The organism is Novosphingobium sp. MBES04 (assembly GCF_000813185.1).
GTDB classification, from domain to species: Bacteria; Pseudomonadota; Alphaproteobacteria; order Sphingomonadales; family Sphingomonadaceae; genus Novosphingobium; species Novosphingobium decolorationis.
This window is the reverse complement of record NZ_DF850488.1, coordinates 1,133,724-1,157,438: the sequence shown is the minus strand read 5'-3', so window position 1 is coordinate 1,157,438 and position 23,715 is coordinate 1,133,724. Positions and strand designations below refer to the sequence as shown.

Genomic DNA, 23,715 nt, shown 5'->3' with positions numbered 1-23,715 from the left:
CGCGATTGAAATGCGCCAATCCAAGGTTGCCAATCGGCGCGCGGCGCGGGTAGGTGTACGCGTAATGAAGTATCATACCGCGCTCGTCTCGCTCTCCGCTCTCCTTTTCGCCTCTTCGGCCCTCAACGCCCAGGACGCGTCCCGCTCCACCCCGATGGCACCGGACCTTCCGCCCGCGATGCCCGCGGCGCAGGATGTCGACTATGCCGGCACCGTTTCGCTCGACATCGACGCGACCGATGTGGCGCGCGGCGTCTACTCGGTCACGCAGGTCTTCCCGGTCGCGGCCGGAACGAAGGACCTGATCCTGATGCAGCCGGGCTGGCTGCCGGGCAACCACTCCGAGACCGGCCCTTATTCGCTGCTGGCGAACTTCCACTTCTACGCCGATGGCAAGGAAATCCCCTGGGTGCGCGACACGGTGGCGGTGAACGCCTTCCACCTCGCGCTGCCCGAAGGCACCAAGGCGGTGACCGCCAGCTTCGTCCACACCTCGCCCGTGCGCACGAACGAGGGGCGCATCACCATGACGCGCGAGATGCTCAACCTGCAGTGGGAGAAGATGAGCCTCTACCCGGCAGGCTATTACACCCGCCGCATTCCCTACAAGACGACCGTCAAGGTGCCGGCAGGCTGGGACGTCTTCACCGCGCTCGACGGCAAGGCGCGCAGCGGCGACACGCTGACCTGGGACGTGACCGACTACCAGCGCCTCGTCGATTCGCCGATCTTTGCGGGCAAGTACGCGCAGAGCTGGGACCTGGGCCACGACGTCACGATGAACGCGGTGGCCGACAAGCCCGAACTGCTGGGCATCGCGCCCGAGCACATGGAGTACTATCGCCACCTCGTCGACGAGGCGCTGGCGACCTTCGGTGCCCGCCACTTCGATACCTATGATTTCCTCCTCGCGCTGACCGACCGTATGGGCGGCATCGGGCTTGAGCACCACCGTTCGAGCGAGAACCAGTACGAGCCCAAGGCCTTCATCGACTGGGACGCGATGGACTGGGATCACAACGTGATCGCGCACGAATTCGTTCACAGCTGGAACGGCAAGTACCGCCGTCCCGCCGACCTGTGGACGCCCGATTACCAGCAGCCCATGCAGAACACGCTGATGTGGGTCTACGAAGGCCAGACCCAGTTCTGGGGCTATATTCTGGCCGCGCGGTCGGGTGTGCAGTCCAAGCAGACCGTCCTGGACCAGTTCGCGGTGGCTGCGGCTAAGTACCTCGAAGGTACGCCCGGGCGCAGCTGGCGCTCGGTCGAGGACACCACCCATGCGCCGCAGCTGGCGCGCCGTCGCCCGCTGCCGTTCGTCTCGCTCACCCGCAGCGAGGACTACTACGTGGAAGGTGCGCTGACCTGGCTGGAAGCCGACCAGATCATCCGCAGCGGCACCAAGGGCAAGAAGGGGCTCGACGATTTCGCCAAGGCCTTCTTCGGCATGCGCGACGGTGACTGGGGCGAGCTGACCTACGACTTCGACGAGGTCGTCGAGACGCTCAACGGCGTCTACGCCTACGACTGGGCCGATTTCCTCAAGACCCGCATCTACAAGACCAACCAGCCCGCGCCGATGCGCGGCATCGAGATGGCGGGCTACAAGCTGGTCTGGAAGGAAGAGCCCAACTCCTACGAGAAGGGACGCGGGGGCCACTCCAACTCGCTCGACCTGACGTATTCGCTGGGCGTGGGTCTGACTGCCGATGGCACGGTGGGGGCCACCTTGTGGGACGGGCCTGCCTTCGATGCCGGTCTCGTTGGCGGCAGCCAGATCGTTGCGGTCAACGGCGAGAGCTACAGCGCCGACACCATCAAGAAGGCCATTACCGCGGCCAAGACCGGCAATGCGGCGGCCGACAAGCCGATCGAACTGCTGGTCAAGCGGGGGGACCACTACGAGACGCTGGCGATCGACTACCACGAAGGGCTGCGCTTCCCCTGGCTGGAAAGCACCACGCCGGGCAAGGAAAACGGCTTTGACCGTCTGCTTGACGCCCGCACGCGCTGAAGCGTGAGGACGGGGCCTAGACCAAGGTCGGGTTCCAAGAGATATAAGCCAATTGTTAAGAGCGGGGGCCTTCTAGGCTCCCGCTCTATCCGTTCGTGTGGATACAAGGTTGTTGCGGCCCACCCGGTGCCCCGCTAAGCCGCGTTCCACTGAGATTACTATCGATACTTTGTTAAGTGTCTAAGAAGAAGGACGACCATGCGCATCGACATGATTCCCGTTGGGGACAATCCGCCGGAAAGTCTCAACGTCGTCATTGAGGTTCCCGTCGGCGGTGAACCCGTGAAGTACGAGTTCGACAAGGAGTCGGGTGCTCTTTACGTCGACCGCATCCTGCACACGCCGATGCGCTACCCGGCCAACTACGGTTTTGTGCCGCACACGCTCTCGCCCGACGGCGATCCGCTCGACGCGCTGGTCATCGCCCGTTCGCCCTTCATCCCGGGCTGCGTCGTGCGCGCGCGTCCGATCGCGGTGCTGAACCTCGAGGACGAGCACGGCGGCGACGAAAAGCTGCTGTGCGTACCGGTCGATTCAACTTTCCCTTACTATATCGACGTAAAGGAAAAGGCAGATCTTCCCGAGATCCTGCTGGCCCAGATCGAGCACTTCTTTACGCACTACAAGGACCTCGAAAAGGAAAAGTGGGTGCGCGTGGGCACCTGGGGCGGCGCAGCCGATGCGCGCCAGATCGTGCTCGAAGCGATCGAACGCTATGAAGAGACGAAGGCCAAGGCCTGATTCGCTCTTTTACGAGGTCCACTCCCCCATGTGGAACGAGGGTCGGCGGCGCAAGTCGTCGACCCTTTGCATTTGGGCCTTTGCATTTGGGAGAGAGGCGGGGCGCGGGAAGAAAGCGCGAGGCCGCCGCAAGCGCCTCAGGCGGTGACGGTGAAGACTTCCTCGTCGGTTTCGCGCGGCGGGGCCGGGTCGAAATCGGGCAGGGGCTCGAACACCTCTTCGGTCACCAGGAGGTTGGAAAGTCCGTCAAGTTTGAAGTGCCCGAGGCGCCGTTCTTCCTCGCTGCGCCAGTTCTTGTTCGGGTTGAACGCGCTGAGGAACAGCTCGTCGTGGCGGCTGAACAGGCGGTGCGGGGCAAGCAGCATTTCGGTGCCGTTGTACTCGGCGCGGATGTGGCGCTTGAGGGCAATGGCCTCGATCAGCTTGCGCTCGTTCGTGGCGTCGGTCTGGGGTGCGGTTGGCATGGGACGCCATAATGGGCGGGTATGGCGCGTGATACAAGCGGGAAAGGTGCTGCGAAGGCTGCAAGCGTGATGCCGTTTGCGGTACCCGGCGTGCGCTGTGTGCACGTGGCCACCGGGATTTGTGCAGGTGCTCAGTAAATGTATACGAATACAATCTGTGTGACTTATTTACCGCAAAAATAACTCTGATTACAGAAGTAAATGCCTTCTAAAGCATCTGCTTAACGACTCCTTAGAGATTATTCCCGATATCCTGCGGCAACGCAGCGAGGAGTCGGTGCGGGATGCACATGCCCGGGGGGTGTTTCACCCCGAGCGTGGCCGGATCTGATCCGGCAGGCGGGGCCGCGTTGCGGTGAGCTGCCTGGTGATCTCGCGGATCTTCTTCGCGTCATGTTTGAACCCGATATCGCTTTTGGACGGGACACCACATGGCAGGAAATCGCGAGCCGTCCCCGGCTCTCGCCTGCCCGTGCTGGACGGTGCCGGAAGCGGGAGATGAAGTGCCGGCCAGTCATGACCGAGATCCAAGACCATACCGAGCGTCGCTTGCAGATTCAGGTCTACCAGGAGTGGACGCGCGTGGCCAAGGCCAAGCCGTTTCCCTCCATGGAGGACATGGAGGAGGTCGTACTCGAGGGATTCCACGAGGACAGCGTCATCCTGCAGATGACCGAGGACGCGATGGACCCCATCATCGCCTTCGTCGGGAGCAACCTGCGCCGGGACTGCGGGAAGGGCACGCGTATCGAGCGCCTGCCCGACGTGCCCGGACTGACGCTGCTTTCGCGCTTCACCGATACCTACCTGCAGTGCATCGCGAACCGGGCGCCGTCGGCTTCGAGGCCTCGTTCATCAATTGCCTGGAGGAGAACGTGCACTACCGCGGAATCCTGCTGCCGATCTCGAGCGATGGGCAGAACGTGGACACCGTCTGGGGTGTGACCAGCAGCAAGAGCGAGCCCCTGGCCGACTTCGCGGCCATGGCCGAGGAACTTGAACTCGTCGACGAAGTGCCCGCCGCGGCGCCTTCGAACGACAATGCCGCCGCGCCTGTGGCCACGGGGGGCGACGTGCCAAGTGCGGAGGCGCAGCGCCTGGCGCAAGGACTGACCGCGTGCCGCGACATCGACGGTCTTGTCGGCCTCGCCCTGGTCGATATCGCCGATGGGGCTGTTGGCGCGCAGCTGGCCTGCGCCGGTGATCTCGACCTGGCCGGCGTTGCCGCGAGCGGTGCCGAACTCATCCGTCTCAAGCGCGAAGTCATTGCCCAGTGCGGCCTGGCCGAGCGCTTCGAGGAAGCGATCGTCACGACCCGGCGCCAGTTCTGGCTGCTGCAACCCCTGGAAGGGGGGGAGGACCTGCTGGTTCTCGCCGTGCTCGACAGGGACCGGGGCAATCTTGCCAACGCGCGGCGGCAACTGGGTCAGGCGCTCATGACAGGCTGATCCCAGGCCCCGCCTGAACCTGCTGTTCGCGGCACTTTCATCATGTCTTTTCCCGACTTTTCAGGAAGGTCCTCGGCGGCGCCGGGCTCCGTCAGGGGCTCTGCATCCCACTTTCCTTCCCACCTGTTTCCCCGCCCACATCTCAATCCAGAAAGGGATATCCTATGTCACTTGAAGCCAAGCTCAACGAATGCCTTGAAATCGACGGTGCAAAGGCCGTTGCGCTGGTCGATCTCGCCACCGGCATGGCGGTCGCGACCGCGGGCGATTCGAATGGTCTCGACCTCAACGTCGCGGCGGCAGGCAACACCAACGTGATGAAGGCCAAGCTGGCCACCATGAAGGAACTGGGGCTCGACGACGAAGTCGAGGACGTGCTCATCTCGCTCTCGAGCCAGTACCACATGATCCGCCCGCTCACCGACGATTCGGGCAAGGGCCTGTTCCTCTACCTCGTGCTCGACAAGGCCAAGGCGAACCTGGGCATGGCCCGCTTCAAGGTGTCGCGCATCGAGGCCGACCTCAAGGTCTGAGCGCAGCCGACAGGCGCGGGGCCAATGGGTCCCGCGAAGCAAGCCCCGGCCACCGCAAGGTGCGCCGGGGCTTTGCATGAGCACGTAAGCGGGCCATCCTGGGCCTGTGCGTCTGTTGCTTCGAAAATACTATATTTAATAATAATTTAAGTTGTGTTTATACATTCCTGAGATAGCCTTGCGAAAATTGGTCGCCGTGCGTGGGTAAACCGCGTCAGGATGGTGGGGAACGTGGCGGTCCTTCGGGATCGTGCGGTGGAATGGGGCGCAAGTCCGAATGACGAGTGAAGACGCGGACCTTCTGGAACGCAGGCTCCAGATGCAGGTCTACCATGAATGGGCCCGGCTTGCCCGGTCCCGGCCCTATCCCGATTTCCAGGACATGGAGGATGGCGCGCTCGAGCCGTTCCGTGCCGACAGCGTGATCGTACATGTTCCTGCACATGGCGACGCAGCGCACCTGACGTTCGTGGGCACCAACTTGCGCCGGGATTGCGGGGAGGGGACCCGGCTGGCGCGCCTTGACGATGTTCCGGACGCCACCCTGCTCGCGCACCTCACCGAGAATTGCGAGCAATGCGTGGCCAATCGCTCACCGATCTGGTTCGAGGCGGAATTCGACAACCGTCTCGGGGAAGCGGTGAAGGCGCGCGGAATCCTTTTGCCGGTATCGAGTGACGGGCACGCCGTGGACATGGTCTGGTGCGCGGCAAGTTGTACCTTCGAGGCGCGCAAAGCACCTGTGACGCCCTTGCCGATTCCGGCCGAAATCGCGTTGGGCGAAAACGCCTTCACGGGCGATGCGCTCGCGGCGATGCAGAACGAGCCCGCGTTTCGGACGCTGGTGGTGGAACTGGGCAAGCGTCTCGTCTCGGCGGCCAATCTGGATGGCTTGGTCGGCCTCGCGCTGGTCGCGACGGCCGGGGGCGAGGTGATCTCGCAGCTGCGCCGGGGGGCGGGTTTCGACCTGCCCCGGACCGCGCAGTCCATGGCCGGGTTGGCGCGGGCCGAAGGCGAGGCGCTGGCGGCAGCCTCGAGTAGCGAGCGGGTCGAGCAGGTGGCCGTGACTAGTGCCCGCCACGTCTGGTTTGCCCGGCCCCTTGGTGAGGTCTGCGGGCTCATGGTGCTCGTCGCGCTCGACAGGGCGGTGGTGAACCTGGCAAACGCGCGTCTTGCCATGGCCCGCTTCGCCCGCGACCTGGACGATGCCGGCGTGCGATAGGAAAAGCCCCGGAAGAACCGCATAGGTCCTGCCGGGGCCGTTCGTGCTTCGCCGTGGGCGAAGTCGTCAGGCGGGCTTCACGCCCATGCACAGGTACTTCAGCTCCATGTAGTCATCGAGCCCGTAGTGCGAGCCTTCGCGGCCCAGGCCCGACTGCTTGACGCCGCCGAAGGGGGCAACTTCGGTCGAGATGAGGCCGGTGTTGATGCCCACCATGCCCGCTTCGAGCGCTTCGGCGACGCGCCACACGCGGCTCATGTCCGAGGCATAGAAGTAGCTGGCAAGACCGAATTCGGTGTCGTTGGCCATGGCGATGGCCTCGGCCTCGTCGGTGAAGCGGATGACGCCAGCAAGCGGGCCGAAGGTCTCCTCGCGCGCCAGCAGCATGTCGGGCTTCACGTTGGCGACGACGGTCGGGTTGAAGTAGCTGCCGCCACGCTCGTTGCGCGAGCCGCCCGCGAGCACGGTGGCGCCGCCGTCGACGGCGTCCTTGAGGTGCTCCTCGACCTTGGCGACGGCCTTTTCATCAACCAGCGGGCCGACTTCGGTGCCTTCGTCGAGACCGTAGCCCACCTTCATCGCCTTCACGCGCGCGGCCAGCTTCTCGACGAATTCGTCGTAGACGCCGTCCTGGACGTAGAAGCGGTTGGTGCACACGCAGGTCTGGCCGCCGTTGCGGAACTTGGAGATCATCGCGCCTTCGATCGCCGCGTCCACGTCGGCATCGTCGAAGACGAGGAAGGGCGCGTTGCCGCCCAGCTCCATCGAGCACTTCTTGACGGTGTCGGCCGATTCCTTGAGGAGCTGGCGGCCGATCTCGGTCGATCCGGTGAAGGTGATCTTGGCGACCTTGGGGCTGCCCGTCAGGGTCGACCCGATCTGCCCGGCGCTGCCCGTCACCACGTTGACGACGCCTGCGGGAATGCCGGCCTTCTCGCACAGCGCGGCGATGGCGAGCGCCGAGTAGGGGGTGGCCGAGGCCGGCTTGATGACCATGGTGCAGCCCGCCGCGAGCGCGGGGCCCAGCTTGCGGGTGATCATCGCATTGGGAAAGTTCCAGGGCGTGATCGCGCCGACAACGCCGACCGGCTGCTTTATGACGACGATGCGGCGGTCGCTGGCGTGGCCCGGGATGGTGTCGCCATAGGCACGCTTGGCCTCTTCGCCGAACCATTCGATGAAGCTCGCGCCATAGGCGATCTCGCCCTTGCCTTCGGCGAGCGGCTTGCCCTGTTCGCGGCTGAGCAGTTCGCCCAGGTCATCCTGCGCGTCCATCATCAGTTCGTAGAGCTTGCGCAGGATCTTCGAGCGTTCGCCCGCGGTCTTGGCGCGCCAGGCCGGAAGCGCGGCTTCGGCGGCGTCGATGGCGCGGCTGGTCTCGTCCGAACCCATCTTGGGGACCGTGCCCATGACCTCGCCGGTGCCCGGGTTGGTCACCTCGAGCGTCGCGCCCGAATCCGCATCGCACCACTTTCCATCGATATAGCACTGCTGTTTCAGGAAATCGGAATAAGCCATGTCGTGCGGGTCCTCTTGATCGTATTCGTCGTGTCGGGGCCTTGCGGCCGGTCCCGGCCTTGCGCGGGCGTCACCAGGGACAAGCGCGTATGCCGGGTGTTTGTTTCATTAGGTCACGCCATGCGGGGGCGGGCGGGTCCTGCCTTGCGCTACCTTGCAGATATTCGCTGCGCGGTAATGACACGCCTGCCTTGGCGGCGCGTGTCAGGCCTTCACGTCGGCCCACTCGGGATGGCGCGCGAAGGCCGCCACCACGTAGCTGCACAAAGGCTGGATGCGGAAATGGTTTTCGCGCGCGTCGGCAACCATCGCCTCGACGAGCCGTCCAGCAATCCCGCGCCCGCCAATTTCGGAGGGGACCAGGACGAGGTCCGCACGGTGCACCGCAGGATTGCCCGCCTGCGTGGTCCAGGTCAGCTGGCCGAGGGCTTCGCTGTCGGCGGGATGGGCGCGGTATTCGCCCCCGGTCGCGGTTTCGTGGCGGGTGATGGTGAGGCCGACCATGGGCTCTCCTTCTGGCAAGGTGGCGTGCGGATGGACTTGACGCGGCGCAGGCGCGCTGGTGAGGCATATGGTCATGCAGTTCCTCTCCGACAATGCCGCCGCCGTCCATCCCTCCGTCTGGAAGGCGATGCAGGCCGCCGATGCCGCCGATGCGCCCTATGACAACGATGGCCTCAGCCGCGCGCTCGACGCGGGCTTCTCGCAGCTTTTCGGGCGCGAGTGTGCCGCGCTCTGGGTGGCGACGGGCACGGCGGCCAACTGCCTGGCGCTGTCCACCATGGTCCAGCCCCACGGCGCGGTGCTGTGCCATAGCGAGGCGCACATCGAGATGGACGAGGGCGGCGCGCCCGGCTTCTTCCTTCACGGCGCCAAGCTGATGACGGTGGAGGGGGATCACGCCAAGATCACGCCCGAGGCGCTCGAGGCTGCGGTCGCGGGCATCCGCGACGGGGTTCACCAGGTCCATCCGCATGCGGTCTCGATCACGCAGGCCAGCGAATACGGCTGCGTCTATCGCCCGGACGAGGTCGCGGCGCTGGCCTCCTTTGCCCGTGGTCAGGGACTTGGCCTCCACATGGACGGCGCGCGCTTTGCCAACGCGGCGGCGTTCCTGGATGTCGCGCCCGGAGATATCGTCGCGGGCGTCGATGCCTTGAGCTTCGGGTTCATCAAGAATGGCGCGATGGGCGCCGAAGCGGTGGTCCTGTTCGATCCCGAGGAGGCCGAGGTCCTGCGCTTTCGCCGCAAGCGCGCCGGGCAGTTGCAGTCCAAGGGGCGGTTCCTGGCTGCGCAGATCCTCGCCATGCTGGAGGGTGACCTGTGGCTCGCAAACGCGCGCAGCGCCAACGCGGCCGCGGCTGAGCTGGCGGCGGCTGCGGGGCAGCGCCTGCTCCATCCGGTCGAGGCGAACGAGGTGTTCCTGACCTGCACGGCGGCCGAGCGCGCCGCGCTTCGCCAGCAGGGCTTCGGCTTCTACGACTGGGGCACCGAGGCCGCGCGCCTTGTCACCGCCTGGGACGCGAAGGCCGAAGACGTCGCCGCGCTTGCGCGGGCCATCGCCGCCCTCTAGGCGCCAAGCCCGATGGACACGCACCTATCATGAACGAGGATTCGCTGCTGCGCCCGGCCGTGGCGCTGCCCTTCCTGCTGGTCAGCCTGATCTGGGGATCGACCTGGTGGGTGATCACCGGGCAGATCGACGCGGCCCCGGCGGGCTGGTCGGTCGCCTGGCGCTTCCTGCTGGCGACGCCGGCGATGTTCGTGGTGGCCGCCGCGATGAAGCGGCCCTTGCGGATCGGACGCGCAGGCCATGTCCTGGCGATGCTGGTCGGCATCACGCAGTTCTGCGGGAATTACAACTTCGTCTACAGCGCCGAGATGTACCTGACCTCGGGCATCGTCGCGGTGATGATCGCGCTGATGCTGGTGCCCAACGCGCTTCTGGCGCGGGTCCTGCTGGGGCAGCCGATTACGCGTCGGTTCCTGGTCGGCAGCGGTATAGCGATTGCCGGGATTGGTCTCCTGCTTCTCCACGAAGCGCGCGAGGCGCCGCTGGCGGGCTCGGTCTGGCTGGGCGTGGTGCTTGCGCTCGCGGCCATGCTCTGCGCTTCGGTTTCCAATGTGATCCAGGCCAATGAGACCGGCCGCAAGCTCGCGATGGTGAGCCTGCTCGCCTGGGCCATGCTCTACGGCACGCTGGCCGATATCGTGGTCGCCTGGCTGCGCGACGGGCCACCGGTGATCCCCACCGCGCCGCGCTACTGGCTGGGGACGGCCTATCTGGCCGTGTTCGGCTCGGTCGTGACCTTCCCGCTCTACTACACGCTGATCCGCAAGCTTGGCGCGGGACGCGCGGCCTACAACGGGGTGGCGGTCGTCGTCATCGCGATGCTGCTCTCGACCGTGTTTGAGGGTTACCGCTGGTCGCTGCTGGCGGGGACGGGCGCGGGGCTCGCGACGCTGGGGCTCATCGTGGCGCTGAGCGCGCGCAAGCCCGCCACGTAAGTCGGGTAGCGCGGGCGCCAGCCCAGCACGCGCTTGGCCTTCCCGTTCGCCACGCGCCGGTTCTCGGCATAGAAACCGCGCGCCATGGGTGAGAGCCCGGCTTCGTCCAGGGTCTGGAGCGGGGGCAGTGGCAGGTTCAGGAGCGCACAGGCGTGCTCGACCAGCCAGTTCTGCGGGCAGGGCAGGTCATCGGCAAGGTTGTAGGCGCCCGCAGGCTTTTCGATCCCCGCGAGCACGCCCGCCGCGATATCCTCCACGTGGACCCGGCTGAACACCTGGCCAGGGAGGTCGATGCGGTGCGCGCGGCCCTCCTGCACGCGTTCGAGGATCGAGCGGCCCTGTCCATAGATGCCGGGCAGGCGATAGACCCGCGCGCCCAGCTTCTGCCACTCCCGGTCCGCTTCGGCGCGCGCGGTGCGCCGTCCCGTGCCGATGGGGCTGGCCTCGTCCACCCAGGCCCCGCCCGCATCGCCGTAGACTCCGGTCGAGGACAGGTAGGACAGCGCCTTGCCCTTCAGCGCATCGCCATAGGTCTCCAGCACCGGATCGAGCGGCTCGCCGCGCGCTTCCTTGCCCGGAGGGACCGAGGACAGCACATGGTCGGCATCGGCCAGCGCGGTGCGCACCGAGCCTTCATCGTCGAAGGAGAGCGTGCCCGAACGGCCGGTGGAAATGACTTCCCAGCCTCTGGCTTCCAGGGCGCGGGCGAGGACAGAGGCGGTGTAGCCAAGGCCGAAGATGAAGAAACGTGGCATAGGGGAAGGGCCTAGCAGCCTTGTGCCCATTCGACAAAGTGTGCGCCTTGCGCGCAAAACGTATCTCCCCTGTCTGGCAATCGCGCCGGGAAGGGCTAGATAAGGCGCATGGACATCGCCAGCAGACCCGCCGAGCCCGAACAGAACCCCCAGACCGCCGACGCCGCGCCCGCGCCGCAGGCCCCGCCGGTGATCCGGCGTGAGGACTACCTGCCCCCGGCCTGGCTGGTGCCCGAGATCGCGCTCGATTTCGACCTGGGGCTCGATGCGACGAAGGTCACCTCCACGCTCTCGGTGAAGCGCAACCCCGAAGGCAATGGGGCTGCGACCCTGCGCCTCAACGGCGACCAGATCTCGCCGGTTTCGGTGCGCGTCGATGGCGAGGCGGCAAGCGGCTGGCGCATGGACGGGCCCGATCTTCTTGTCGAGCTTTCGGGCGATGCGCACGAGGTCACCATCGAGACCGCGCTCGTGCCCTCGGGCAACAGCCAGCTCATGGGTCTCTACGCGTCCAACGGGATGCTGTGCACGCAGTGCGAGGCTGAGGGCTTTCGCCGCATTACGTTCTTCCCCGACCGGCCCGATGTCCTCTCGACCTATTCGGTACGCATGTCGGGTGACAAGGCGACCTTCCCGATCCTGCTCGCCAACGGCAACTGCACCGCCGAGGGCGAAGGTGAGAACGGGACCCACTGGGCCGAGTGGCACGATCCCTGGCCCAAGCCCAGCTACCTCTTCGCTCTCGTCGCGGGCGAACTCATTGCCAACCATGGCACTTTCACCACGAAGAGCGGCCGCACGGTCGATCTCAACGTCTGGGTGCGCCCGGGCGATGAAGGCCGCACGCAGCACGCGCTCGATTCGCTGATTGCCTCGATGAAGTGGGACGAGGAGACCTTCGGGCGCGAGTACGATCTTGACCTGTTCAACATCGTCGCCGTGTCCGATTTCAACATGGGCGCGATGGAGAACAAGGGGCTCAACGTCTTCAACACGCGCTACGTGCTGGCCGACCCCGACACCGCGACCGACGCCGACTACGACGCCATCGAGGGCGTGATCGGGCACGAATACTTCCACAACTGGTCGGGCAACCGCGTGACCTGCCGCGACTGGTTCCAGCTTTCGCTGAAGGAAGGCTTCACGGTGCTGCGCGATCAGCTCTTCAGCGCCGACATGGGTTCCGAACCCGTCAAGCGCATCGAGGACGTGCGGATCCTGCGCATTGCCCAGTTCCCGGAGGATTCTGGCCCCCTCGCGCACCCGATCCGTCCCGATTCCTATCAGGAAATCAGCAACTTCTACACAGCGACCGTCTATAACAAGGGCGCCGAGGTGATCCGCATGATGCGGACCATGGCCGGAGAAGAGCGCTTCCGGAAGGGCACCGATCTCTACTTCGACCGGCACGATGGCACCGCGGCCACCTGCGAGGATTTCGTCAAGGCGATCGAGGACGGCGCGGGGCTCGACCTGGCGCAGTTCCGCCTGTGGTATTCGCAGGCCGGCACGCCGCAGGTCGCGGCAAGCCTGACGCAGGAGGACGGCAAGGCGGTCCTCACCCTGCACCAGACCGTGCCGACCACGCCGGGCCAGCCCGAGAAGCAGGCCATGCCGATCCCGCTGCGCGTCGCCCTGTTCGACCGCGCTACGGGCACCCATTCGGGCGAGAGCCTGGTCGTGCTCGACAAGGCCGAGGACCGCTTCGTCTTTGCTGATGCGCCCGCCGATCCGGTGCTTTCGATCAACCGCGGCTTCTCGGCCCCGGTCGCCATCGAAATGGCGCGCCCCGATGCCGATCTCGTCTTCCTCGCGGCCTGCGACGATGATCCCTTCGCGCGCTACGAGGCGATGCAGAGCCTTGTTGTCCAGCACCTTGTGGCGGCGGTCGGCGGCGGTCTCGACGAAGGCCAGCGCAGCGCCGGGCGCACGGCCATCGGCGAGGCATTCCGCGCCATCGTGACCGACGCCGAACTCGACGACCTGATGCGCGGCGAACTGATGCTGCTCCCGGCCGAGAGTTATCTGGCCGAGCAGCTTCTCGTTTCCGATCCGGGCGCGATCCACGCCGAGCGTGAGGGCCTCAAGGCCTGGCTCGGTGCGACCCTTGCGGACGAACTCAAGGCCCTGCACGACCGCGTCTCGGCCGTGCCCTACAGCCGCGAGGCCGAGGCACGCGGTGCACGCAAGGTGAAGACGCAGGCGCTCGTCTACATTGCGGCAGGCGACGGCGCCGAAGGCGCATCGCGCGGCATCGCCCAGTACCGCGCGGCCTCGTGCATGACCGACCGCCAGGGCGCGCTCATGGTGCTGGCCAGCCTCGACTGCCCCGAACGCGAGGAGGCGCTCGCCGACTTCCTGGCGCGCTATGAGGGCAACGCACTGGTCATCGACAAGTGGTTCTCGCTCCAGGCGGGCTCGCTCCACCCGCGTGTGCTGGACCATGTCCGCGCGCTCGCCAAGCACCCGGAGTTCCGCATGTCGAACCCCAACCGAGTGCGCTCGGTGTTCATGGCCGCGGCCATGAACACCGTCGCCTTCCATGACCCCAGCGGGGAGGGCTACCGCATGATTGGCGACATCATCCGCCGTCTCGACCCGATCAATCCGCAGACCGCGGCGCGCTTCGTGCCCTCGCTTGGCCGCTGGCGCCGGGTGGAACCTGCCCGCGCCAGCTGATGCGCGCCGAGCTCGAGCGCATTGCGCAGGAGCCCGATCTGTCGCGCGATGTGCGCGAGCAGGTGAGCAAGAGCCTTGGCTGACCTGGATACGGCGGGCGTCGATGTCGCCCGCGCCCAGGCGCTCGAGGGGATCGCACACGGTTTTCTTGGCCGCCGCGGCGGTGTCAGCGAAGGCGAAGTGGCCGGGCTCAACGTCGGCTATGGTTCGGGCGATGACCGCGACAAGATCGATGCGAATCGGGCGCTTGTGGTGGACGCCGTGCTCCCGGGAGCGCAACTCGCGACCGTCTATCAGATCCATTCGCCCGACTGCGTGCGGCTTTCCGATCCCATCTGGACCGATGTGGATCGCCCGCGCGCCGACGCGCTGGTGACGGACCGTCCGGGCGTGCTCCTGGGCATTCTCACGGCCGACTGCGCGCCGGTGCTTCTGGCCGATCGCGAGGCGGGTGTCGTGGGCGCCGCGCACGCGGGCTGGAAGGGCGCCTTTGCCGGTGTGACCGACAGCACCGTTGCGGCGATGGAAGCCCTAGGAGCGGACCGCAGCCGCATCGTCGCGGCCGTCGGCCCGTGCATCGCGCGGCGCAGCTATGAGGTCGATGACGCCTTTTTCCGCCGTTTCGTGGAAGCGGACACGGTGAACGAGAGCTTCTTTGCCGCCGGGCGCGACGGGCACCACCAGTTCGACCTCGAAGCTTATGTCGCGGCACGTCTGGCCGCCTCGGGTGTGGGCCGAATCGAGACCCTGGGGCTCGATACCTACGCGGCGCCCGAGCGGTATTTCTCGTTCCGCCGTGCCACCCATCAGCATGCGGCAAATTACGGACGCCAGATATCCGTAATCGGCTTGACCTAGGTCAAGACAGCCCCCGAACAGAGCCACTACAACCCCGCCCGGGGCGCTTTCTTGCGGCTTGCTTGACCAAAAACACGGTTGGCAGGGCTGGTTTTCGTGTATATCAGCCGTGCCAAGTCGGTAGTGAGGACGAGATATATCTTGTTCCGGTACCGTACGTTGGGGGGATCCAAGCGAACCGTAGGTAAGCAACCTGGCCCCTTGTCGGTTCCGGCGCGCGTCGGTTTTGGCGGGGGGTTGTCTAAAGCAAGGCAAGGGCAAACATGGCAGAAGAAGATGGCGTGCGGAGGCGCGATTTCATCAATGTCGCGGCGGTAAGCGCGGCAGGAGTCGCCGGAATAGGGGTAGTCATTCCGCTGGTAAGCCAGATGTCGGCCTCGGCCGATGTCCTCGCGGCTTCCACCACCGAGGTCGATATCTCTTCTGTGCAGACCGGGCAGGCGATCAAGGCGATCTTCCGCAAGCAGCCGGTCTTCATCCGTAATCTCACCCAGCGCGAAATCGACGCGGCGAACGCGGTCGATGCCGCCAGCCTGCGCGATCCGCAGACGCTGGAAGAGCGGACCAAGGAAGGCAAGACCAACTGGCTGATCACCATGGGCGTGTGCACGCACCTGGGCTGCGTCCCGCTGGCGCCGGCGAAGGTGAGCCGCGCGGTGAGTTCGGTGGGTATTTCTGCCCCTGCCACGGTTCGCACTACGACACCGCCGCCCGTATCCGTAAGGGCCCTGCGCCCCTGAACCTGCAGGTTCCGGACTACGAATTCACGTCCGACACTGTCGTGACCATCGGTTAAGCCCAAGAGAGAGGATCAAGAACATGAGCTTTCCCTGGGCCAAGGAATACACTCCCAGCCATCCCTTCATGAAGTGGATGGACGAGCGCCTGCCGGTGCCGCGCCTCGTCTACAACGCCGTCGGTGGCGGCTACGAGGTTCCGCGTAATCTCAACTATTTCTGGAACTTCGGTTTCCTCGCGGGGCTGTGCCTCGTGCTGCAGATCGTCACGGGCATCGTCATGGCGATGCATTACGCGGCGAACACCGAGGTCGCCTTCGACACCATCGAGCACACCGTGCGCGACGTGAACTGGGGCTGGCTGATGCGCTATGCGCACGCCAACGGTGCCTCGGCGTTCTTCGTCGTCATCTACGTCCACATCTTCCGCGGGTTCTACTTCGGCTCCTACAAGGCGCCGCGCGAGATGGTGTGGCTGCTGGGCGTCGTGATCTTCCTCCTCATGATGGCGACCGCCTTCATGGGCTACGTGCTTCCCTGGGGTCAGATGAGCTTCTGGGGCGCCAAGGTGATCACCGGCCTGTTCAGCGCGATCCCGCTTGTCGGCGAACCGCTCCAGCAGTGGCTGCTCGGCGGCTTTGCGCCGGATAACGCGGCGCTCAACCGCTTCTTCTCGCTGCACTATCTGCTGCCCTTCGTGATCGTGGGCGTGGTCATCCTGCACATCTGGGCACTGCACATTCCGGGCTCGTCGAACCCGACTGGCGTGGAAGTGAAGAGCGAGAGCGACACGGTTCCGTTCTATCCCTACTACGTCGCCAAGGACGGCTGGGCGATCGGCGTCTTCGCGATCCTCTACTGCGCAATGGTGTTCTTCGCGCCGAACTACCTGGGCCACCCGGACAACTACATTCCGGCGAACCCGATGTCGACGCCCGCGCACATCGTGCCCGAATGGTACTTCTGGCCGTTCTACGCGATCCTGCGCGCCTTCACCCAGGACTTCTTCTTCATCCCGGCCAAGCTCATGGGCGTGCTCGCGATGTTCGGAGCCATCCTGGTGTGGTTCTTCCTGCCCTGGCTGGACAAGTCGCCGATCCGTTCGTCGTCCTACCGTCCGCTGTACAAGAAGTTCTTCTGGTTCGGTCTGATCCCGACCATGGCGGTGCTGTTCTACTGCGGCGGTGCCGCGGCCGAAGAGCCCTACGTCATGATCAGCCAGATTGCCGCGCTGTACTACTTCGCGCACTTCCTGATCATCCTGCCGATCGTCTCGGCTATCGAGAAGCCCAAGCCGCTGCCCTTCTCCATCACCGAGGCTGTCCTCGGGAAGGACGAAGACGCGAAGCTTGAGCCTTCGGCCTGATCAACAGCAAGACAGAAAGAGACGAAAGACATGGCACGCATTCTCTCGATCCTCGTCGGGCTGTTCTTCACGGTAGCCCTGGCCTGGTCCCTTGGGCTCGGGTTCTATACCTGGGCCACCGAACCGGCCCAGCCGACCGCCGAGCACGAGTTCCACGAGCATCCCAAGCACGTGAGCTTCTCCAGCGACGGGCCCTTCGGCACGTTCGACAAGCAGCAGCTGCAGCGCGGCTTCCAGGTCTACCAGCAGGTCTGCGCGGCCTGCCACGCCCTGAAGCACGTGGCCTTCCGCGACCTTGAAGAGCTGGGTTACAACGAGCCGGAAGTGAAGGCGATCGCGGCGCAGTTCACGATCCCCAAGTACGACGCGAAGACCGGCGAGGTTACCTCCAATCCGGGTACGCCCACCGACTACTTCCCGCCGGTTGCCTACGGCGGCCAGGGCTCGCCCCCGGATCTCTCGCTGATCACCAAGGCGCGTCACAACGGTGGACCCTACGTCTACTCGCTGCTGACCGGGTATCAGGACCAGCCGGCCGAACTGCTCAAGCACTTCCCGGACTCCAAGACCCCGGACGGGCTCTACTACAACCCGTACTTCGCCAACCTCAACCTGGCGATGCCCGCACCGCTGATGGAAGACATGGTCACCTATTCGGACGGCACCCCGGCCACGGTCGACCAGATGGCGAAGGACGTCTCGGCCTTCCTGATCTGGACCGCCGAGCCGACCATGGACAAGCGCAAGCAGACCGGTTGGCCGATCCTGGGCTTCCTGCTCTTCGCCACGATCCTGGGCTACATGTCCTACCGCAACATCTGGGCGAACAAGAAGCACTGAGCTTTGCCGTCCCGGTAGTCACACAGAACCCCTCCATCCTCGCGGTGGAGGGGTTCTTTCGCTATGGGGGCGCCGCTGTGTTCCTCAACGAGTTCCCGGAGTAGCCCCACGTGACGCCTGAAGACCTGAAGCCGCTCGTCCGCACGATCCCGGATTTTCCCAAGCCCGGCATCCTGTTTCGCGATGTCACCACGCTCATGGGTGATGGCGAGGGATTTGCCGCAGCGGTCGGGATGATGGCGGACAAGGTGCAGGCCTGCGAGGGGCAGGCGATCGCCGGGATCGAGGCGCGCGGCTTCATCTTTGGCGCGGCCATCGCGGCAAAGCTGGCCTTGCCGTTTATTCCCGTGCGCAAACCCGGCAAGTTGCCCGTTCCGGTCCTCGCCATCGACTACGCGCTGGAATACGGCACGGACACGCTGGAGGTCGATCCAGGAGCGGTCGTAGATGGCAGCCGCATCGTCCTCATCGACGATCTCCTGGCAACGGGCGGTACGGCTCTGGCCGCATGCGAGCTTCTGCGCCGGGCAGGCGGCGTTGTTGCCGAGGCGCTGTTCCTCGTCGATCTGCCCGATCTGGGCGGCGCCGAGCGTCTGCGCAGCGCCGGGGTCGCGGTCGAGGCGCTGCTCGATTATCCTGGACACTAAGGTCCGGGCATTGAGCCTGGGAACTAAGACTGCGGTGAGCCGTCAGGCCGCTTCGGCCGACTTCCTGCGCTTGCCGCCACTCTCTTCCTCGCTGCCCTCGTCAAGGAGCGCGCGGACCTTCTTCGAGGTCGCGACGGTGCCCATCTCGGCCAGAGCAAAGCAGTTGGCCTCGATGTAGTCGAGGTCATAGAGATAGTTGACCATGATGCCGCGCGATTGCTTGACCCCGTTGGGGGAGAGGTCCGCGTTCGCATGGATCGCCTCGAGGCGGGCACCATTGCCCAGGTGAAAACGCGCGACCGGATCACGCGGCTGGTTGCCCCGTCCCTTGGCCGAGACAAGATAGCGCGCGGCCTCGGCGCGCAAGATGTCGTCCGCAGGGGCAGGGGACTTGCCGGCTTCCTCCCCGTCCAGCCACCGGGCAAGCCCGGGTACGGGGGAGAGCGTCGCGAAAGTTTCGATGTGGGGAAGTTCCTCGCGCAGCTGGCCTACCACGCGCTTGATGAGGTGGTTGCCGAAGGGAATGCCCTTGAGGCCCTTCTGGCAATTGCTGATCGAATAGAAGATCGCGCACTTCGCCTCGCCGACCGGCACGCTCTCGCGCTCCTCGGCAATGACATCGTGGATGGCGCCTGGAACTTCGCGGGTCAGGGCGACCTCCACGAAGATCAGCGGGTCGAGCGGCATCTGCGGGTGGAAGAAGGCGTAACAGCGCCGGTCGACCGGCTCGACCCGGCGTTGCAGGTCGTCCCAGCCGCGAATGGCGTGGACCGCCTCGTAGCGGATGATGCGTTCGAGCAGGACCGCGGGCGAATCCCAGCCGATCCGGCGCAGTTCGAGGAAGCCTGCGTTGAACCAGGCGGTGAAGGCGCCTTCGAGTTCGCGGTCGAAGGCGAGGAGGCCGGCCGAGCGGTCGTCCCGGGCGACCGAAAGCAGGTCCTCGCGCAGCCAAAGCAGCTTCTGCGTACCGTCGGGGGCGGTGTTGAGAAGGTTGATGAGGCGCCGGCAGGGCGACTTGCTGGCCGCGTGAAGGGCAAGGCCGGAGGCCTCGTCGCGCCTAGCCTGCCACTGTGCAATGGCCTTGTCGATGGCGTGGGCATCGAGGGGATAGCGCTCGTGGATCGTTTCCAGAAAGCGGCGCCGCTCCGCCTCGTTGCGGCTTTCATAAAGGCGGAAGAAGGCGGCGGCGAGCGAGGGGCCCGAGGCGCGTCCGCGCACCGAGAGAAGGGCATCGGCAAGGTCGAGAAGATTCTCGCCGGGCGCGCTGGGCTGCCCGATCCCGACGCTGCGCAGCAGTTTGCCGAGCCCGGCTCCGAGCAGCAGGTCGAGCGGCTTGCGCAGCCGCGCCGAGGCCGCGTTGGCGGCCGGAGCCGCTGGCGCTTGCGGGGATGGGGACGTGCGGTCGGGATGCGTCGTGGCCATGGCGATTCGCTCCTCCTCGTCTGGGACACCGGCAGTCTACCAGTCGCGGGGTGGGGCGGGAACCGGTGCGCGGTGAGGCGAGATCCATGATGGTGCTGGGGGCAAGCGCCAGGCATGTGAAAAGATATGTTGACTAGACGCGCGCTGTCGTGGCAAGCGGCTCGCCTTGGCAGCGCCCGACGCGCTGTCAGGCCGGCGTTGCGGGTATAGCATAGTGGTAATGCTCTAGCCTTCCAAGCTAGCTAGAGGGGTTCGATTCCCCTTACCCGCTCCATCCCTCCTTCAAAAATCATCCGAAGAATGGTATAAAAGCCCGGAAATACGGGGCTTTTGCGCTCCGCCTCGTCCGGATTTAACCGCCCTTTTCCGCCTGCATCCAGGAAATTTTGGGGGTACTTTGGGGTTTCGTCGTCTGGACCAGTGAGAGAGACCCCCATCGTGGGGGACTCGTAACGGGAAAGGCGCTGAAATATGCCACTTACCGACATTGCGATCCGAAACGCGAAGCCCCGAGAGAAGCCCTACAAGCTGGGCGACGCGCTTGGCCTTTTCCTGCTGGTAAAACCGACAGGGGGAAAGCTCTGGCGCGTGAAGTATCGCATCCACGGCAAGGAAAAGGCGCTCGCGATCGGCACCTATCCAACCGTCGGCCTGGCCGAAGCCCGCCGCCGCCGGGACAGTGCGCGTGAGCTGGTCTTCGACGGGCGCGATCCTTCGATAGAAAAGCGGCGTGACAAGATGCGCGCGGAAATGGCCTCAGCCACGACGTTCACCTCCGTTGCCGAGGAGTATTGTGCCAAGCGCAAACGCGATGGCGCCAAGGCTTGGGCACCCGCGACGGCCAACCGCAGCGAGTACCTTCTCTCGCTGCTACGAGGCTCGATCGGAGACATGCCGATAGCCGAGATCCAACCAATAGACGTTTTGACCGCCGTTCGCAGAATCGAGAAGAAGGGGCAGCTGGAGAGCGCGCGTCGCACGCTCCAGCTTGCTGGCGCTGTCTTCCGCTACGCGGTCGCCACCGCCCGTATTCCCTCCGATCCAACGCGCGACCTTCGTGGCGCGCTAACCACGCCCACGGTCACCCACTATGGCGCGATCATCGACCCGGAACGCGTTGGCGGACTGCTGCGCGCGATCGAGGGCTATGAAGGTCAGCCCATGACGAAGTTGGCGATGCAGCTGGCGCCCCATGTCTTTGTCCGCCCTGGCGAGCTTCGCCATGCCGAATGGTCAGAGTTCGACTTCGACGGTGCGCTCTGGCGGATCCCCGCCGCGAAGACCAAGATGCGAAAAGACCATCTGGTCCCACTTTCTCGCCAGAGCCTCGCCCTGCTTGAAGATGCCAAGGCACTGACGGGGCCGGAAGGTACGTATTTCCTTCCATCCGGTCGCGTCGCCGACCTATGAGCGACAACACGATCAACGCTGGTTTGCGCCGTCTTGGCTACGCCAGCGACGAAATGACCGCGCATGGTTTCAGGGCAATGGCGTCCACCCTGCTCAATGAAAGCGGCAAGTGGCATCCCGACGCCATCGAACGTGCTCTGGCGCATGGAGACAGCGACAAAGTGAGGGCGGCCTATCACCGTGGCGCGCACTGGAAGGAACGAGTCGAAATGGCCCAATGGTGGAGCGACTATCTCGATGAAAGGCGCGATGATGGTCAACCCAAACCCGTTTCCAGGCGAGCGTCCTAGGCCCGCGTACTGGCTGACCCGCGTTTTCTTCGCGGCCGGGCTCTATTTCGCTGACGCTCAACCGAGCCACCAACTACGCCGCCGTCTCGTCGGCAGAGCCGTGACGATCCCTGTCAGGGGCAGGATGCGGCTCGCATCCCTTCAGCGGTCGCCGCGCTGATCGCGCGGCGGCGTTGGCCTTTGTCGGCTCCAAGGTGGCGGGGGGCGTCGCTGCCCGATAGCCCCGCCGCGACGGGGCGCAACCCGTCCGCTGCGCTCCCGGGTCCTTCACGTTGTTACGGCCTTGCAGGTGCGCCCCGCCTTTTGCCGGCGGGGCTGCTGGTTCGCTCCTGCCGCCCCCCGCCACCCTGGCGCCGGTCAATGGCGGTTGAAGGAAGGAGTGAAGGAGCATGGCCAAGGACAACCGTCAGAGCCTCTATGGAGAGGTCACGAACCGGATCATTGCCGAACTGGAGGACGGCCGCGTGCCGTGGGTGCAGCCGTGGGACGCGGCGCGGTGCCCGGTGACGATGCCGCAGAATGGAGTAACCGGACGCATCTACAGTGGAATAAACGTGCTGATCCTGTGGGCAGCCGGGATCGGGAGCGGCTATTCCTCGCAGCGCTGGCTTACCTACAAGCAGGCCGAGAAGGCAGGCGGCAACGTCAAGCGCGGGGAGAAGGGAACGGTCATTTGTTACGCCGACCGTTTCACCCCCAAGGACGAGGCGAAGAAAGCGCGGAGCGAAGACCGCGACGCGCGCACCGTGGCGTTCCTTAAGAGGTTCACAGTCTTCAATCTCGACCAGTGCGAGGGCCTGCCGATCGATGCGGGCGAGGCTTCGAACGCACCCGATCCGCTCTTGGCGAATGTCGAGGCAGATATCATCATCAAGCGTTCGGGGGTAGACTTTCGGATTGGCGGGCGCGAGGCCTACTATGCTCCGGCCGAAGACTTCGTGATGGTGCCGCCACAGGTTGCTTTCCCCGATCCGATTAACTGGTACCGCACGGCGCTGCACGAACTGGGCCATTGGACCGGGCATCCCACCCGCCTCAACCGGGACCAGTCGGGCCGCTATCGTTCCTCGAAGTATGGCCGGGAGGAACTGGTCGCTGAGATGACCAGCGCCTTTGTCTGCGCCTCCTTGGGGATCGCGCCGAGCGTGCGGCATGCCGACTATGTAGGGGCGTGGCTTGCCGTGTTGCGCGAGGACGAAAAGGCGATCTTTCGTGCGGCCAGTGCCGCCAGCAAGGCCGCCGATTACCTCCTAGCCTTCGGGGAGGATGCGGCATGATCCGGCCTCTTGCCTTCCTCGTCCAGCGTATCCGGGAGGCGTTTCTCAAGGGCGCCTTTGCCGAGGTCCCCGATCCCCGGCACCGGCGCTATATGCGCGCGTTGGCCTCGCTTCCCGATGCCGAGCACGCGGCCTTTCGTCTGGCGCGCGTCGAAGGCTTGAATGTGCCCCGGATCGCGGCCGAACTTGGTATCCCGAACGCGCAGGCCGAAACCCATCTGGCCCATGCAATCGAAATGATCGCCAGTTCTCTGCGCCGTCAGGAGCGCAAGGGATGGTGATACACGCGCGGCCGGAGCCCACAGGGCCCCGGCCGCCATCATTTTGCACTTGGCAGCAAGGATGTTAGGCACGAGTCTGTGCCCATGAAAACGAGCCTCGACCATCTCCCCGCGAATAAGCAGCGCGAGCTCGAACGCGTGGTGCAGATCGTCTTCGAGGAATTCGAGGACGCCTTCGCGCTTTCAACGCAGAACTGGAAGAAGAAGGGGCGCATCCTCAAGATCGTGCTCTACGGCAGCTATGCCCGGGGCAACTGGATCGACGAGCCGCACACTGCCAAGGGCTACAAGTCGGACTACGATCTTTTGGTGATCGTCAGCGACAAGCGGCTGACCGACCGGGTCAAGTACTGGACCCGCGTCGACGAGCGGCTGATGCGCGAATACGGTATCACCGAGAGCCTCAAGACACCGGTCAATTTCATCGTCCACACCATGCAGGAAGTGAACGACGGGCTCGCCCAGGGCCGGTACTTCTTCATGGATATCGCCCGCGACGGCATTGCGCTCTACGAGGCCGACGACAGCGATCTGGCGACCCCCAAGCCCAAGACCCCGCATGCGGCGCTGGATCTGGCGAAGGAGTACTACGGGGAGTGGTATCCCAGCGCCGGTGAATTCTTTGACGACTTTAAGAGCAATCTGGAACGAGGTCGCTATAACAAGGCGGCTTTCGAACTGCATCAAGCCACCGAACGCCTC

General features: G+C 65.1%; 20 protein-coding genes, 1 tRNA gene and 3 pseudogenes. 19 read left to right on the top strand and 5 right to left on the bottom strand.

Going from position 1 to position 23,715, the window contains the following annotated elements; translation table 11 throughout:
- Window positions 1-64 precede the first annotated feature (64 nt).
- Together MBENS4_RS05180 and ppa are read left to right on the top strand one after the other, a co-directional pair.
- Entirely contained in the window at window positions 65-2,017 is a 1,953-nt protein-coding gene (locus tag MBENS4_RS05180) for a M61 family metallopeptidase (protein ID WP_039391777.1), read from the top strand.
- A gap of 198 nt (window positions 2,018-2,215) precedes the next feature.
- Window positions 2,216-2,758 (top strand): inorganic diphosphatase, encoded by a 543-nt coding sequence (gene ppa, locus MBENS4_RS05175; RefSeq protein ID WP_039389216.1) that lies wholly within the window; start codon window positions 2,216-2,218, stop codon window positions 2,756-2,758.
- Between the two features lie 137 nt (window positions 2,759-2,895).
- On the opposite strand, the gene MBENS4_RS05170 is transcribed toward ppa, so the two are convergent.
- Window positions 2,896-3,222, bottom strand: coding sequence for a WYL domain-containing protein (locus MBENS4_RS05170; RefSeq protein WP_039389215.1), 327 nt, complete (start codon window positions 3,220-3,222; stop codon window positions 2,896-2,898).
- 516 nt (window positions 3,223-3,738) lie between these two features.
- On the opposite strand from MBENS4_RS05170, the gene MBENS4_RS05165 reads away from it, so the two are divergent.
- From MBENS4_RS05165 to MBENS4_RS05150, 4 genes are all read left to right on the top strand, one after another.
- On the top strand, window positions 3,739-4,167 hold the full coding sequence (locus tag MBENS4_RS05165) for a hypothetical protein (RefSeq protein WP_052322012.1): 429 nt from the start codon (window positions 3,739-3,741) through the stop codon (window positions 4,165-4,167).
- The gene (locus MBENS4_RS05160; RefSeq protein ID WP_144400846.1) at window positions 4,098-4,670 is read left to right on the top strand and encodes a hypothetical protein; all 573 of its coding nucleotides are present in this window, start codon (window positions 4,098-4,100) and stop codon (window positions 4,668-4,670) included. Before MBENS4_RS05165 ends, MBENS4_RS05160 begins: the two co-directional genes overlap by 70 nt.
- Window positions 4,671-4,834: 164 nt before the next feature.
- A complete protein-coding gene (locus MBENS4_RS05155; RefSeq protein ID WP_039389214.1) occupies window positions 4,835-5,203 on the top strand; it encodes a hypothetical protein in 369 nt (122 codons plus the stop codon).
- Between the two features lie 277 nt (window positions 5,204-5,480).
- Window positions 5,481-6,425 (top strand): hypothetical protein, encoded by a 945-nt coding sequence (locus tag MBENS4_RS05150; RefSeq protein ID WP_039389213.1) that lies wholly within the window; start codon window positions 5,481-5,483, stop codon window positions 6,423-6,425.
- A 66-nt stretch (window positions 6,426-6,491) separates the two neighbouring features.
- On the opposite strand, the gene MBENS4_RS05145 is transcribed toward MBENS4_RS05150, so the two are convergent.
- Together MBENS4_RS05145 and MBENS4_RS05140 are read right to left on the bottom strand one after the other, a co-directional pair.
- Window positions 6,492-7,943 carry an NAD-dependent succinate-semialdehyde dehydrogenase gene (locus MBENS4_RS05145; RefSeq protein ID WP_039389211.1) on the bottom strand — a complete coding sequence of 484 codons (1,452 nt, stop codon included), beginning with the start codon at window positions 7,941-7,943 and terminating at the stop codon, window positions 6,492-6,494.
- 204 nt (window positions 7,944-8,147) lie between these two features.
- Window positions 8,148-8,447 carry a GNAT family N-acetyltransferase gene (locus MBENS4_RS05140; RefSeq protein ID WP_039389208.1) on the bottom strand — a complete coding sequence of 100 codons (300 nt, stop codon included), beginning with the start codon at window positions 8,445-8,447 and terminating at the stop codon, window positions 8,148-8,150.
- A gap of 73 nt (window positions 8,448-8,520) precedes the next feature.
- Here MBENS4_RS05140 and MBENS4_RS05135 point away from each other — a divergent pair, with 73 nt between their 5' ends.
- Both MBENS4_RS05135 and MBENS4_RS05130 read left to right on the top strand, forming a co-directional pair.
- Window positions 8,521-9,516, top strand: coding sequence for a threonine aldolase family protein (locus MBENS4_RS05135; protein ID WP_039391773.1), 996 nt, complete (start codon window positions 8,521-8,523; stop codon window positions 9,514-9,516).
- Window positions 9,517-9,545: 29 nt separating this feature from the next.
- Complete coding sequence (locus tag MBENS4_RS05130) at window positions 9,546-10,451, top strand: DMT family transporter (RefSeq protein WP_039389206.1); 906 nt, start codon at window positions 9,546-9,548, stop codon at window positions 10,449-10,451.
- On the opposite strand, the gene MBENS4_RS05125 is transcribed toward MBENS4_RS05130, so the two are convergent.
- Window positions 10,361-11,206 carry an epimerase gene (locus MBENS4_RS05125; RefSeq protein ID WP_039389204.1) on the bottom strand — a complete coding sequence of 282 codons (846 nt, stop codon included), beginning with the start codon at window positions 11,204-11,206 and terminating at the stop codon, window positions 10,361-10,363. The genes MBENS4_RS05130 and MBENS4_RS05125 overlap by 91 nt on opposite strands.
- 108 nt (window positions 11,207-11,314) lie before the next feature.
- Between MBENS4_RS05125 and pepN the strand changes: the two are divergent.
- From pepN to MBENS4_RS05095, 6 genes and pseudogenes are all read left to right on the top strand, one after another.
- A pseudogene (gene pepN, locus MBENS4_RS05120) lies at window positions 11,315-13,968 on the top strand (aminopeptidase N).
- Window positions 13,961-14,743: a peptidoglycan editing factor PgeF gene (pgeF, locus tag MBENS4_RS05115; protein WP_242404788.1), complete on the top strand. Its 783-nt coding sequence runs from the start codon at window positions 13,961-13,963 to the stop codon at window positions 14,741-14,743. Before pepN ends, pgeF begins: the two are co-directional and overlap by 8 nt.
- A gap of 263 nt (window positions 14,744-15,006) precedes the next feature.
- Window positions 15,007-15,539, top strand: a pseudogene (petA, locus tag MBENS4_RS05110) (ubiquinol-cytochrome c reductase iron-sulfur subunit).
- A gap of 23 nt (window positions 15,540-15,562) precedes the next feature.
- Window positions 15,563-16,846, top strand: a complete 1,284-nt coding sequence (locus MBENS4_RS05105; protein ID WP_039389203.1) for a cytochrome b — start codon at window positions 15,563-15,565, stop codon at window positions 16,844-16,846.
- A gap of 30 nt (window positions 16,847-16,876) precedes the next feature.
- Window positions 16,877-17,686, top strand: coding sequence for a cytochrome c1 (locus MBENS4_RS05100; RefSeq protein WP_039389201.1), 810 nt, complete (start codon window positions 16,877-16,879; stop codon window positions 17,684-17,686).
- 110 nt (window positions 17,687-17,796) lie between these two features.
- The gene (locus MBENS4_RS05095; protein ID WP_039389200.1) at window positions 17,797-18,333 is read left to right on the top strand and encodes an adenine phosphoribosyltransferase; all 537 of its coding nucleotides are present in this window, start codon (window positions 17,797-17,799) and stop codon (window positions 18,331-18,333) included.
- Between the two features lie 42 nt (window positions 18,334-18,375).
- Here MBENS4_RS05095 and MBENS4_RS05090 read toward each other — a convergent pair whose 3' ends face one another.
- Complete coding sequence (locus MBENS4_RS05090; RefSeq protein WP_084591954.1) at window positions 18,376-19,755, bottom strand: malonyl-CoA decarboxylase domain-containing protein; 1,380 nt, start codon at window positions 19,753-19,755, stop codon at window positions 18,376-18,378.
- Between the two features lie 200 nt (window positions 19,756-19,955).
- On the opposite strand from MBENS4_RS05090, the gene MBENS4_RS05085 reads away from it, so the two are divergent.
- From MBENS4_RS05085 to MBENS4_RS05065, 5 genes and pseudogenes are all read left to right on the top strand, one after another.
- Window positions 19,956-20,029, top strand: a tRNA-Gly gene (locus tag MBENS4_RS05085).
- Between the two features lie 197 nt (window positions 20,030-20,226).
- Window positions 20,227-21,455 (top strand): annotated as a pseudogene (locus tag MBENS4_RS05080) (tyrosine-type recombinase/integrase).
- Window positions 21,456-21,844: 389 nt separating this feature from the next.
- Window positions 21,845-22,732, top strand: coding sequence for an ArdC family protein (locus MBENS4_RS05075; RefSeq protein WP_039389198.1), 888 nt, complete (start codon window positions 21,845-21,847; stop codon window positions 22,730-22,732).
- Window positions 22,729-23,013, top strand: a complete 285-nt coding sequence (locus tag MBENS4_RS05070; protein WP_039389196.1) for an RNA polymerase sigma factor — start codon at window positions 22,729-22,731, stop codon at window positions 23,011-23,013. Before MBENS4_RS05075 ends, MBENS4_RS05070 begins: the two co-directional genes overlap by 4 nt.
- A gap of 84 nt (window positions 23,014-23,097) precedes the next feature.
- On the top strand, window positions 23,098-23,715 hold a 618-nt coding region (locus tag MBENS4_RS05065; RefSeq protein WP_039389195.1), incomplete at its 3' end, for a nucleotidyltransferase domain-containing protein.

Bases quoted from the DNA above. Each gene is read 5' to 3' on its own strand.
- ppa (WP_039389216.1), top strand. From the start codon at position 2,216: ATGCGCATCGACATGATTCCCGTTGGGGACAATCCGCCGGAAAGTCTC.
- MBENS4_RS05140 (WP_039389208.1), bottom strand. From the start codon at position 8,447: ATGGTCGGCCTCACCATCACCCGCCACGAAACCGCGACCGGGGGCGAA.
- MBENS4_RS05100 (WP_039389201.1), top strand. From the start codon at position 16,877: ATGGCACGCATTCTCTCGATCCTCGTCGGGCTGTTCTTCACGGTAGCC.
- MBENS4_RS05170 (WP_039389215.1), bottom strand. From the start codon at position 3,222: ATGCCAACCGCACCCCAGACCGACGCCACGAACGAGCGCAAGCTGATC.
- MBENS4_RS05130 (WP_039389206.1), top strand. From the start codon at position 9,546: ATGAACGAGGATTCGCTGCTGCGCCCGGCCGTGGCGCTGCCCTTCCTG.
- MBENS4_RS05105 (WP_039389203.1), top strand. From the start codon at position 15,563: ATGAGCTTTCCCTGGGCCAAGGAATACACTCCCAGCCATCCCTTCATG.
- MBENS4_RS05180 (WP_039391777.1), top strand. From the start codon at position 65: ATGAAGTATCATACCGCGCTCGTCTCGCTCTCCGCTCTCCTTTTCGCC.
- MBENS4_RS05135 (WP_039391773.1), top strand. From the start codon at position 8,521: ATGCAGTTCCTCTCCGACAATGCCGCCGCCGTCCATCCCTCCGTCTGG.
- MBENS4_RS05125 (WP_039389204.1), bottom strand. From the start codon at position 11,206: ATGCCACGTTTCTTCATCTTCGGCCTTGGCTACACCGCCTCTGTCCTC.
- MBENS4_RS05070 (WP_039389196.1), top strand. From the start codon at position 22,729: ATGATCCGGCCTCTTGCCTTCCTCGTCCAGCGTATCCGGGAGGCGTTT.
- MBENS4_RS05145 (WP_039389211.1), bottom strand. From the start codon at position 7,943: ATGGCTTATTCCGATTTCCTGAAACAGCAGTGCTATATCGATGGAAAG.
- MBENS4_RS05165 (WP_052322012.1), top strand. From the start codon at position 3,739: ATGACCGAGATCCAAGACCATACCGAGCGTCGCTTGCAGATTCAGGTC.
- MBENS4_RS05075 (WP_039389198.1), top strand. From the start codon at position 21,845: ATGGCCAAGGACAACCGTCAGAGCCTCTATGGAGAGGTCACGAACCGG.
- MBENS4_RS05090 (WP_084591954.1), bottom strand. From the start codon at position 19,755: ATGGCCACGACGCATCCCGACCGCACGTCCCCATCCCCGCAAGCGCCA.
- MBENS4_RS05155 (WP_039389214.1), top strand. From the start codon at position 4,835: ATGTCACTTGAAGCCAAGCTCAACGAATGCCTTGAAATCGACGGTGCA.
- MBENS4_RS05150 (WP_039389213.1), top strand. From the start codon at position 5,481: ATGACGAGTGAAGACGCGGACCTTCTGGAACGCAGGCTCCAGATGCAG.